10 protein-coding genes are annotated in these 11,346 nt (G+C 73.8%); 3 read left to right on the forward strand and 7 right to left on the reverse strand.

Annotated elements, in window-relative coordinates; genetic code table 11:
- Positions 1–76 precede the first annotated feature (76 nt).
- Together QOL15_RS07105 and aceE are read right to left on the reverse strand one after the other, a co-directional pair.
- A complete protein-coding gene (locus QOL15_RS07105; protein ID WP_171898692.1) occupies positions 77–1,279 on the reverse strand; it encodes a CdaR family transcriptional regulator in 1,203 nt (400 codons plus the stop codon).
- Positions 1,280–1,313: 34 nt separating this feature from the next.
- The gene (gene aceE / locus QOL15_RS07110) at positions 1,314–4,058 is read right to left on the reverse strand and encodes a pyruvate dehydrogenase (acetyl-transferring), homodimeric type (protein ID WP_071246771.1); all 2,745 of its coding nucleotides are present in this window, start codon (positions 4,056–4,058) and stop codon (positions 1,314–1,316) included.
- Between the two features lie 246 nt (positions 4,059–4,304).
- Between aceE and QOL15_RS07115 the strand changes: the two genes are divergently transcribed.
- Together QOL15_RS07115 and QOL15_RS07120 are read left to right on the forward strand one after the other, a co-directional pair.
- The gene (locus QOL15_RS07115; RefSeq protein ID WP_065959476.1) at positions 4,305–4,793 is read left to right on the forward strand and encodes a peroxiredoxin; all 489 of its coding nucleotides are present in this window, start codon (positions 4,305–4,307) and stop codon (positions 4,791–4,793) included.
- Between the two features lie 62 nt (positions 4,794–4,855).
- Positions 4,856–5,806, forward strand: coding sequence for an alpha/beta fold hydrolase (locus QOL15_RS07120; protein WP_139197429.1), 951 nt, complete (start codon positions 4,856–4,858; stop codon positions 5,804–5,806).
- Between the two features lie 115 nt (positions 5,807–5,921).
- On the opposite strand, the gene QOL15_RS07125 is transcribed toward QOL15_RS07120, so the two are convergent.
- Together QOL15_RS07125 and QOL15_RS07130 are read right to left on the reverse strand one after the other, a co-directional pair.
- Positions 5,922–6,530 carry a hypothetical protein gene (locus QOL15_RS07125; RefSeq protein ID WP_139197430.1) on the reverse strand — a complete coding sequence of 203 codons (609 nt, stop codon included), beginning with the start codon at positions 6,528–6,530 and terminating at the stop codon, positions 5,922–5,924.
- Positions 6,527–7,507, reverse strand: a complete 981-nt coding sequence (locus tag QOL15_RS07130) for an aldo/keto reductase (protein WP_071246775.1) — start codon at positions 7,505–7,507, stop codon at positions 6,527–6,529. Before QOL15_RS07130 ends, QOL15_RS07125 begins: the two co-directional genes overlap by 4 nt.
- A gap of 84 nt (positions 7,508–7,591) precedes the next feature.
- Here QOL15_RS07130 and QOL15_RS07135 point away from each other — a divergent pair, with 84 nt between their 5' ends.
- A complete protein-coding gene (locus QOL15_RS07135; protein ID WP_071246777.1) occupies positions 7,592–8,878 on the forward strand; it encodes an APC family permease in 1,287 nt (428 codons plus the stop codon).
- Positions 8,879–8,950: 72 nt separating this feature from the next.
- Here the strand turns inward: QOL15_RS07135 and QOL15_RS07140 are convergent, their stop codons facing one another.
- From QOL15_RS07140 to QOL15_RS07150, 3 genes are all read right to left on the reverse strand, one after another.
- The gene (locus QOL15_RS07140; protein ID WP_071246779.1) at positions 8,951–9,847 is read right to left on the reverse strand and encodes a hypothetical protein; all 897 of its coding nucleotides are present in this window, start codon (positions 9,845–9,847) and stop codon (positions 8,951–8,953) included.
- Complete coding sequence (locus QOL15_RS07145; protein WP_083393961.1) at positions 9,844–10,518, reverse strand: RNA polymerase sigma factor; 675 nt, start codon at positions 10,516–10,518, stop codon at positions 9,844–9,846. Before QOL15_RS07145 ends, QOL15_RS07140 begins: the two co-directional genes overlap by 4 nt.
- A 245-nt stretch (positions 10,519–10,763) precedes the next feature.
- Positions 10,764–11,291, reverse strand: a complete 528-nt coding sequence (locus tag QOL15_RS07150) for a hypothetical protein (protein WP_071284891.1) — start codon at positions 11,289–11,291, stop codon at positions 10,764–10,766.
- Positions 11,292–11,346: the final 55 nt, after the last annotated feature.

Consider the following 11,346-nt stretch of genomic DNA (forward strand, 5'->3'; position numbering starts at 1 on the left):
GACAATCCTCCCGGGAGCGCCCGTTGCTGTTCGTGTGGGGTTGCCACACGAAACACGCCCAGACGTTGTGCGATCCCTAGCGCCGGGACGGGACCCGGCGGCGTCCGGTGCTCGACTCGGACATCGCGCCGAGGATGAGCGCCGACTGCACGATGAGGGCGTCGCGGGCGTGCGTGGCGTCCCAGCCGATCACGTCGGCGACCCGGCGGAGGCGGTAGCGGACGGTGTTCGGGTGCACGAAGAGCTCCCGTGCGGTGGCCTCGAGCGAGCGCCCGGTGTCGAGGTAGCACCAGAGCGTCTGGAGCAGTTCGGTGGACTGGTCCTTGAGCGGGACGTAGATGCGCTGGACCAGGGCCGACCGGGCGAGGGGGTCGCCGGCCAGCGCCCGCTCCGGCAGGAGGTCGTCGGCCAGTGCGGGACGGGGTGCGCCGCGCCACGCCCGCGCGACGGCGAACCCGGCGAGGGCGCCCTTCGCGCTCGTCGACGCGTCGACGACCCCGGGGACCTCGTTGCCGAGCACGAGGTGCCCCTCGCCGAAGGACGGCTCGAGGGCCTGTGCGATCGCCGTGAACGAGACGGGTTCCTCGCCCTCGGGCACGTCGTCGCGCGGGGTGGCGCGGCCGATGACCACGACGAGCCGGGAGCCCTGCACACCGATGAGCACGTCGGCGTCCATGTGCCGCGCGGTGCGGCGGACCTGGTCGACCTCGAGCTGCTTCGGGGCGTTGCCGACGAGGACCGCGACCTCGCCGTGGCCGTGCCAGCCGAGGGCCGCGATGCGCGACGGGAGCTCGTCGTCGTACTCACCCGACAGGATCGAGTCGACCACGAGCGCCTCGAGCCGCGCGTCCCAGAGCCCGCGGGCCTCGGCCGCGCGGGCGTAGACGTCGGCCGCGGCGAAGGCGATGTCCCGCGAGTACTTGAGGATCGCCTCCTGCAGCATCTCGTCGTCCTTCGCGCGCTCCTCGACGACGGTGACCACCACGCGGATGAGCTGCAGCGTCTGCTGCAGGCTCACCGAGCGGAGGAGTTCGCGCGGCGCGGAGCCGAAGACGTCGGCCGCGGCGATCCACGGGGTCGACGCGGTGCCCTCGAGCCACGAGATGAACGACGTGATGCCGGCCTGCGCCACCATGCCGACGGCGGACCGCCGACCCGGGGGCATCTCGCTGTACCAGGGGAGGGTGTCCTCGAGCCGCTTGATGGTCGCGGTCGAGAGTTCGCCCGACACCTGCCGGAGCCAGGAGAGCGCGCGGTCGCGGTCGCTCTGCTGGCCCACGGCAGGGACGGTGCGGGGGGTGCTCACGCGCAGGTCAGCTCTCGCCGCCCGCGCTGCCGGTCGTGCCGGCGGTCACGTCGTGCAGGCGGTACTTGTCGATCGCCTGCTGGACGAGTGCCTGGTCGACCTTGCCCTGGCGGGCGAGCTGCTGCAGCGTCCGCACGACGACCGAGGGGCCGTCGATGTGGAAGTAGCGGCGGGCGGCCGGACGGGTGTCCGAGAAGCCGAAGCCGTCGGCGCCGAGCGTCGCGTAGTCGGTCGGCACGAACGGGCGGATCTGTTCCTGCACGGCGTGCATGAAGTCACTCACCGCGACGACCGGGCCCTCGGTGCCGAGCAGGCGCTCGGTCACGTACGGGGTGCGCGGTGCCTCGTTCGGGTTGAGGAACGCGTGCTGCTCCGCGTCGAGACCGTCACGGTACAGCTCACCCCAGCTCGTGACGCTCCAGACGTCGGCGGACACGCCCCAGTCCTCGGCGAGGAGCTGCTGCGCCTCGAGGATCCACGGCACCGCGACACCGGACGCGAGCAGCTGGGCCTTGGGGCCGTCGTGCTCGCTCGGCTTGAGCAGGTACATGCCCTTGACGATGCCCTCGACGTCGACGCCCTCGGGCTCGGCCGGCTGCACGAGCGGCTCGTTGTAGACCGTGAGGTAGTACATGACGTTCGGGTCGGCGTGCTTCGGCGAGCCGTCCTCGTTCGTGCCGTACATCCGCTCGAGGCCGGACCGGACGATGTGCCCGATCTCGTAGCCGTAGGCCGGGTCGTAGGACACGACGGCGGGGTTCGTCGCGGCGAGGAGCGGCGAGTGGCCGTCGGCGTGCTGCAGGCCCTCACCGGTCAGGGTGGTGCGTCCGGCGGTCGCGCCGATCATGAACCCGCGGACCATCTGGTCGCCGGCTGCCCAGATCGCGTCGCCGGTGCGCTGGAACCCGAACTGCGAGTAGAAGACGTAGACCGGGATGAGCGGCTCGCCCTGCGTCGAGTACGAGGTACCGACCGCGGTGAAGGCCGCGAGGGCGCCCGCCTCGTTGATGCCGACGTGGATGATCTGGCCCTGCGGGCTCTCCTTGTAGGCGAGGAGGAGCTCACGGTCGACCGAGGTGTAGTGCTGGCCGTTCGGGTTGTAGATCTTCGCCGTCGGGAAGTACGCGTCCATGCCGAACGTGCGTGCCTCGTCCGGGATGATCGGGACGACGCGGTTGCCGAAGTCGGGGGAGCGCAGCAGGTCCTTGAGCAGGCGGGCGAACGCCATCGTCGTGGCGACCTCCTGCTTGCCGGAGCCCTTCTTGACGACCTGGTACTTCGACTCGTCGGGCAGGGTGAACTGCGTGTACTTCGTCCGACGCTCCGGCACGTAGCCGCCGAGTTCGCGGCGACGCTCGTGCATGTACTGGATCGCCTCGTCGTCGTGGCCCGGGTGGTAGTACGGCGGCGTGTAGGGGTTCTCCTCGAGCTGCGCGTCGGAGATCGGGATGCGCATCTCGTCGCGGAACTGCTTGAGGTTGTCGAGCGTGAGCTTCTTCATCTGGTGGGTCGCGTTGCGGCCCTCGAAGCTCGGGCCGAGGCCGTAGCCCTTGACCGTCTTCGCCAGGATGACGGTCGGCTGGCCCTTGTGCTCGGTCGCGGCCTTGAACGCGGCGTAGACCTTGCGGTAGTCGTGCCCGCCGCGCTTGAGGTTCCAGATCTGGTCGTCCGAGTAGCCCTCGACCAGCTGGAGCGCCTTCGGGTCGCGCCCGAAGAAGTTCTCGCGGACGTAGGCACCGTTCTCGGCCTTGTAGGTCTGGTAGTCGCCGTCCGGCGTGGCGTTCATGAGGTTCAGCAGCGCGCCGTCGGTGTCGCGGGCGAGCAGGTCGTCCCACTCGCGGCCCCAGACGACCTTGATGACGTTCCAGCCGGCACCGCGGAAGAACGCCTCGAGCTCCTGGATGATCTTGCCGTTGCCGCGCACCGGGCCGTCGAGGCGCTGGAGGTTGCAGTTGATGACGAAGTTCAGGTTGTCGAGCCCGTCGTTCGCCGCGACCTGCAGCTGACCGCGCGACTCGACCTCGTCCATCTCGCCGTCGCCGAGGAACGCCCAGACCTGCTGGTCGGACGCGTCCTTGATGCCGCGGTTGGACAGGTACTTGGCCTGCTGCGCCTGGTAGATCGCGTTGATCGGGCCGATGCCCATCGACACGGTCGGGAACTGCCAGAAGTGCGGCATGAGGCGCGGGTGCGGGTACGACGACAGCCCGCCGCCGGCGTGCGAGTGCTCCTGGCGGAAGCCGTCGAGCTGGTCCTCGCTGAGGCGGCCCTCCATGTAGGCGCGGGCGTACATGCCGGGGGAGGCGTGGCCCTGGAAGAAGACCTGGTCGCCGCCGGACGGGTGGTCCTGCGCGCGGAAGAAGTGGTTGTAGCCGACCTCGTACATCGCGGCGCTCGACGCGTACGTCGAGATGTGGCCGCCGACGGCGATGCCGGGGCGCTGCGCGCGGTGCACGGTGATCGCGGCGTTCCACCGGATCCACCGGCGGTAGCGACGCTCGAGTTCCTCGTCACCGGGGAACTCGGGCTCGTCCTCGGGCGCGATGGTGTTCACGTAGTCGGTCGTCGGGACCATGGGCACGCCGAGGTGCAGCTCGTTCGAGCGCTTCAGCAGGCTCTGCATGATCTCGCGGGCCCGCTGGTGGCCGTGCGTCGCGACGAGTCCGTCGAGCGACTCACGCCACTCGGCGGTCTCCTCCGGGTCCTGGTCGGTCGCTGCCGTGCTGCGCGGGTCCTGGTCGTTCACCGTCACCGTTGACCTCGTTCGTTCTCGTGGTGGTGGACATGGTGGCTCCCGGGACGGTCGGGTCGCGACCGAGCAGGGAGACCCACACCACTCTAGGCCCCACCGCCGACCGTCCGGCTGACGGTGCCGTGCGGGTGGACAGGTGCTTGCATCTGCGTGTCGTCGGCGTACGATTGCCGATCGTGCGTGCGCGACCCGTGCCCGTACGACGTCGACGGGCAGACCCCACGCCCAGGAAGCAGCAGCGCACCGATGGCACTGGAGATCGGCTCCCTCGCGCCGGACTTCGAGCTCCCGAACCAGTTCGGTGAGCACGTCCGGCTCAGCGACTTCCGGGGCGTCCGCCCGGTCGCGCTCGTCTTCTTCCCGCTCGCGTTCTCGTCGGGCTGCACGAACGAGCTGTGCACCCTGCAGGACAACATCGCGATGTTCCAGGACCAGCGCGTCGAGCTGATCGGCATCTCGGTCGACTCGAAGGCCACGCTGCGCTCGTTCGCCGAGCAGAACGGCTACGACTTCGAGCTGCTCGCCGACTTCTGGCCGCACGGCGCGGTGTCCAAGGAGTACGGCGTGTTCCTCGACAAGAAGGGGTTCGCGACGCGGGCCACCTTCGTGATCGACGTGCAGGGCCGCATCAAGGCCTCGATCATCACCGAGCCCGGCCTGCAGCGCGACGTCGCGGAGTACCGCGCAGCGCTCGACCGCCTCGCCGCCTGCACGGCACCCGTCCCCGTCGGCTGACGCCGCCGCTCCGAACCACCGGTGGGACGCGTCCGCGTCCCGGTGACCGGACGGGAGGCGCGGTGCACGCCGTCGACGACCCCGCCGGTGCGCGGGTGGTCACCGCCACCCCGTCGCCCGGCTCGTACGCGCCGCACCCGGTCACGGCCGACCCCGCGGTGTGGTCGCTCGTGCGCACCACCGTCGCGACGGACGCCGGTCCCGTGGTCGTGCACCACCGGCACGGACCGCGCCCGGTGCTGTTCCTGCACGGCGTCGCGGGTTCGTGGACGACCTGGACGCCGCTCCTGACCGCCGTCGACGGCCTGGCCGACCGCGGGCTGGTGCTCGTCGACCTGCCGGGGTGGGGTGCGTCGACGACCGCCCCTTCCGCCCCTTCCGGACCAGCCGACCTCGACGCGGTCGTCCGGGCCGTCGTCACGGTGCTCGACGCCCTCGGCACCGGTCCCGTCGACGTGGTCGGCCACTCGATGGGCGCGTTCGTGGGCCTCGAGACCGCCGTCGCGGCGCCGACGCGCGTGCGCTCGCTCGGTCTCGTCTCGGGCACCACGACGGCGACGGTCCGGGCGGCACGGCACCCGGTCCGTGCCCTCGCCACGCTGCCGGCGTTCACGCTGCTGCGCGCCGGGCTCGCGGTGACGGGTCCGACCGCCCGGTCGCTGCTGCGGGGGCTGGCCCGGGTCGGGGTGCTCCCGCTGCTCGCCGCACCGGTCTTCGCACACGTCCGCCGACTCGACCCGAGCGTGCTCGACGCGTTCGTCGCCGAGTTCCGGCCGCAGCTGTTCTCCGCGGCGGCCCGCTCGGCGGCCGGGTACGACGTCGAGCGCTGGCGCGCGGTGACGAGCCCGGCGACGGCGGTCGTCGGCCGGCAGGACGTGTTCGCCCGGACGACCGACCTGGACGACCTGCGGGCGCTGCTGCCCGGGGTCCGGACCGCGGTGCTCGAGGACTGCGGCCACTTCGCGCACGTCGAGCACCCGGACGCCGTCGCTGCGCTGCTCGGGCTCGCCTGACCCGCACCGTTCGGATCCGGCTGACCCGCATTGCTCGGGCTCGCCTGACCGCACCCGCCGGGCTCGCCGGGCGCGACCCGGTCGCGCCCGGCACCGACGACCGACGTGCCGGACGTCAGCGGTACTGCGGCGGCCAGTCGAACGGCGCCGGCCGGTGGGCGACCTCGCCGATCGTCGTGACCGCGAGGACGACCTGCCGACGGTCCTCGAGCGCGATGGTCCGGGGGTTGCCGAGGAAGCGGTGGCCGTCGACCCACACGGTCAGTTCCCCCCGCAGCCCGCCGACGTGCCCGGCGCCGAGCGAGACGCCCCACTCGTCGAAGAACTGCCCGAGGGTGAACGTGCGGCGCTCCGGCGACTCGACGTGCAGGATGCCCGACGTGTCGTGCGTGTGCAGCTCCGCGGCGAACCGCTCGCGCGACGAGTGTCCGACGTTCCCGGGCACCGTGACCGGCACGTCCCCGTCCAGGATCGTCAGGTGGGTGTGCACGTGCTCCGCGAGCGGCTCACCCCACACGTTGCGCAGGCCCGCCGCGTCGGCCCGCGTCTGCAGGTCGGTCGGGGCCGGCCACGGAGGCGCGGACCGGGTCGTGCCCGCGGCCGGCGTCGAGCAGACGGCCAGCAGCAGGACGGCGACCGCCGCCACGACCACCACCGCGCGCGGCGCGGGGCGGGCGCCCGCACCGCCCGTTCGGCGACGCGGCCCGGCCGCGGTCGTGCTCACCACCGGTCGTGCACGGCGGCACGGAACCACCGGTCGTAGAGCTCGTGCACCGTGGCGTCGAGGCCGGGCACCTCGCCGAGGTCCGCGGCGCCCGCGTTCGAGCGGGCCTGCTCGGGGTTGCGCGCACCGGGGATCGCGGCCGTCACGCCGTCCTGGGCGACGATCCACGCGAGCGCCGCCTGCGGGACCGAGACGCCCTCGGGCAGGGCGGCGGCGAACGCCTGCGCCGCCTGCACGCCGTCCGCGAAGTCGACCCCGCTGAAGGTCTCGCCCTGGTCGAACGCCTCGCCGTGCCGGTTGTAGTTGCGGTGGTCCTGTTCCGGGAACGTCGTCTCGGTCGTGTACCCGCCGGACAGCAGCCCCGAGGCCAGCGGCACCCGGGCGAGGATGCCCACTCCCGCCTCACGCGCGGCGGGCAGCACGCGGTCCAGGGGCTTCAACCGGAACGCGTTGAGGATGACCTGCACGCTCGCGACACCCGGCCGGGCGATCGCCGTCAGTGCCTGGTCCGCGGTCTCGACGGACACGCCGTACGCGGCGACCGACCCGTCGGCGACGAGGGCGTCGAGGGCGTCGTAGACACGGTCGTCCTCGAAGACCGCGGTCGGCGGGCAGTGCAGCTGGACGAGGTCGAGCGTGTCCTGCTGCAGGTTCCGCCGCGAGCGGTCCACCCACGCGCGGAAGTTCGCGGCGACGTAGTTCTCCGGCACCTGGTCGGCGCGACGGCCCATCTTGGTCGTCACGGTGAGCGGGACGTCGGGGTTGGCCCGTCGCCAGGCTCCGATGCGCTGCTCGCTCCGGCCGTCGCCGTACACGTCGGCGGTGTCGAACAGGGTGACGCCGGACTCGACCGAGGCGTCCATCACGGCGGCGGCGTCCTGCTCGCTGACGGGACCCCAGTCACCGCCGAACTGCCAGGTGCCGAGACCGACCACGGACACGGAGCGGCCGGTACGGCCGAGGGTGCGACTCTGCATGCCGTCGAGCGTAGTCACGGCCGGTGCGGGCGGTGCCCGGACCGTCCGGTCCGGGCACCGTCGTCGTGCGGCAGGATCGGCGACGTGGACCGTCCCGCCGCCGCACCGCCCCAGCCGTCGCTCGCCCGCCGTCTGACCCTGCCCGACGCCGTGCTCATCGGGCTCGGGTCGATGATCGGGGCGGGCGTGTTCTCGGCGTTCGCACCCGCGGCCGCAGCCGCGGGCGCGTGGCTGCTCCTCGCCCTGGCGCTCGCCGGTGCCGTCGCGTTCTGCAACGCCACCTCGTCCGCCCAGCTCGCGGCGCAGTACCCGACCTCGGGCGGCACCTACGTGTACGGACGGGAGCGGCTGGGACCGTGGGCCGGGTACGCCGCCGGGTGGTGCTTCGTCGTCGGGAAGACCGCGAGTGCCGCGGCCATGGCGCTCACCTTCGCGTCCCACGTCGCCCCGGGGCCCTGGACGAGACCGGTCGCCGTCCTCGCGGTGCTCGCGACCACCGGGGTGAACCTGCTCGGGATCACCCGGACCGCGCGGCTCACCCGCGTGCTCGTCGCGGTCGCCCTCGTCGCGCTCGTCACCGTCGTCGTGATCGGCGCGACGACCACCGCCCCCGCCGCGGACGGACCAGCCGGGGGCCCGTCACCGCTCGGGGTGCTGCAGGCCGCGGGCTTCCTGTTCTTCGCGTTCGCCGGGTACGCCCGCATCGCCACCATTGGCGAGGAGGTCGTCGACCCCGCCCGGACGATCCCGCGCGCGGTCGTCCTCGCGCTCGGGCTCGCCCTCGTCGTCTACGCCGCGGTCGCGCTCGCCCTGCTGCACGCCCTCGGCCCGGCGGGCACGGCGGGCACGCCGACACCCCTCGCCGCCGTCGCCGCGCTCCCCGGCGGGCCGTGGCCGGTCGTCGTCCGCGTCGGGGCCGCCGCGGCCTCCCTCGGGGCGCTGCTCGCGATCGTCGCCGGCATCGGTCGGACCGCCCTCGCCATGGCCCGCGGCGGCGACCTGCCCGCGGCGCTCGCCGCCGTGCACCCCCGCCGCCGGGTGCCCCACCGCGCCGAGGCGCTCCTCGCCGTCGTCGTCTGCGTCCTCGTGACGACCGTCGACCTGCGCGCGGCGATCGGCGCCTCGGCGTTCGGTGTCCTGCTCTACTACGCGGTCGCGAACGCCGCGGCGTGGACGCAGGACCGCGCGCACCGCCGCTGGCCCCGGGCGCTGGCGCTCGCCGGGGTGGTCGGGTGCGTGGTGCTCGTCGCCGCCCTGCCACCGTCGTCCGTGGTGGCGGGCACCGTGGTGCTGGCGGTCGGACTCGCGCTGCGGTGGGTGCGGCTGCGCCGTTCCGCTCCACGGCGCCCGAGTCCGCCGCCGGGCGACTGACGCTCGCGGGTGCGCCGGACGCCAGGGGAGCCCGGCCGATCACCGGGGTCGCGCCGCGCTCGGTCCCCGTCGTCAGTCCGCGGAGCGGGGGTCCGTCGACGGGTCGTACCGCTGGTCGCCCCAGGTCCCGTCGTCACCGGGTGGGGCCGGGTGCTCCGACTGCCAGGTGCTGCTCACGTCGTCGAACTCGGACGCGCCGCACCAGTCGCCCGCGGACAGGTCCGAGACGCCGAAGACCACGAACAGCGAGGACTCCGGCACGATGCCGAGGGACTCGCCCCTGGCCGTCATGCACCCCTGGAACCGGTGGAACGCCGCGAGGTACTCGCTCCGGGTGACGACGCCGTCCCGGACCGCCTCCTGCTGCGCGGCGCTGGGTCCGGGCAGCGGCGGAGCCCCGAGCCACCCCGTCGACAGTGTCCAGCGCGCACCGGGAGTGGTGCGGACGACGACGGTGCGCGACGGCAGCGCTCCGACCGCGATCGTGCCCGTCACGGTCCGACCCGGGTCGCACGAGGGCACCGAGGACCCGCCTGCCTCCGATGCCGCGAAGCCGACCCGCGTCGCCCCGGCGTCGGACAGGCAGCGGAGTGACCAGGCGAGCTGCTCGGCGCCGGGCGGTGGTGCACCGACCGAGACCTCGTCGTCCCCCGACCCGAGCACGGCCTCGGGATCCCCGACGATCGGGGTGTACGGCATCGTCGTGCCCTGCACCGCGGCCCGGGCTCCGGCACGGGCGGCCGTGGCGTCGGCGTCAGGCGTCGCGGCGGCGGTGATCGCCCCGCCCACGGTCGCACCGGCGAGCACGCAGAGCAGCGCACCGCCGACGCTCGCGGACCGCCACCGCCGTCGCCGGGCGGTCTGCTCGACGGTCGTGACGAGCAGGGACCGCAGTGCCAGGGTCCGCTCGTCGACGGCGCCTGCCGGAGCGCCGCGGTCGTCGGCTCGGGGCTGGTCGTGGTGGGTCACGGGCGTGCTCCGTTCGGTCGGGTCCGGCGTGCGGGCTGGTGCTGGTGCTGGTGCTGGTGCTGGTGCTGGTGCTCGTGGTGGTGGTCGTGGTGGTGGTCGTGTGGCTCCGCATCCGACGACCGCGCGAGCCGTGCCGCCAACCGGGCACGCGCACGGGAGAGTCGGGACTTGACGGTGCCCGGCGGGATCCCGAGCGCCTCGGCGACCTCCCGCTCGGCGTAGCCCTCCAGGACGACGAGGGTCAGGACCTCCTGGTCCCGGGGAGCAAGCGTGCGGAGGGCACGCACGGCCTCCCCGTCGGTCTCGCGGTCGGCGTGGTCCGGCGACGGCTCCGGTGGGGGCAGCCGGTCGAGCGCCGCCCGGTACCGGCGGGTCGCGCGGCCCTGGTTCCGCGCCGTGTTCGTCGCCGTGACGAGCAGCCACGGGAGCACGGACCCGTCGACGAGCCGCACACGGGCCCGGAGCCGCCACGCCTCGAGGAACACGACCGCGACCGCGTCGGCGGCGTCGGCCTCGACGGGCAGCAGTCGCTGCGCGTGCCGCAGCACACGGTGCCGGTGCCGGTCGAACACGCGGCCGAACGCCTCGCCGTCACCACCGAGGGCCCGGCCCCAGTCGACGCGGTCCTCGTCGGTGCTCGTGCCCGGTCTGCCGGGCTGCTCGTTCCCCATGCCCAGGAGTGTCCGCTCGGTGCCGATCGGTTCCACTCCGTCCCGATCCGGTCCCGTCCCGCGTGTCGACCCCACCTGCGGAAGGCTCGCACGACCCGTGCGGCCCCCCGTGGGGCGCGCCGCGCTCGCCGCGGACCGGTTGTGGCGGGGCCCCGAGGAGGCGGGTCGCGCCTCCCGGCCGGTCGCGGACGACCGGACCCGCCGTGTCGGAGCCGAGCCGGGCCTCCAGACCGACGGCTGCGCCGTCAGGACGCGGTGGTGACCCCGCGGCGCAGCACCGCGCGCGCAGCGCGGGCACGGGGGATCACCCAGCAGGCCGACCACACGCCCATGCCGACCCACAGGCCGCTGAGCAGCAGCGTGAGGAGCAGTCCGTGCTGGTCGAGGGCCGACCAGGTCATCGCCGTCCACAGCACGCAGAGGACGATCTTGCTCCAGCCGGCGCCCTCGCGGTCGGCCTGCGCCTGCAGGAGGGGGATCCAGACGTCGGCGGTGACGTCGGGCGGGACCGCGCCGTCGGCGACCCAGCGCTGGGCGCGCACCGACTGCTCGTAGCCACCGCCGGAGCGCCAGCTGCGCAGCTGGGTCCAGACGCCGAGCGCGGCACCGAGCAGTCCGGCCGGGACCCCGACCGCGACCAGGAGACCCGTGGTGGGTTCCGCCCAGGACGAGGCGACGAGGACGACCAGGACCGCGCCGAAGGCCGCGCCCGCGACCGCGGTACCGAGCAGGCGGAGCCGCCCGGCCTCGTCGAGCACTCCGACACCGTCCACGGGGACGACCGTACCCGGCTCGGCGGGAGGGACGCTGCGCGCACGGCCGGGGTGC

This window comes from Curtobacterium sp. MCBA15_012 (assembly GCF_001864935.2).
Lineage (GTDB): Bacteria > Actinomycetota > Actinomycetes > Actinomycetales > Microbacteriaceae > Curtobacterium.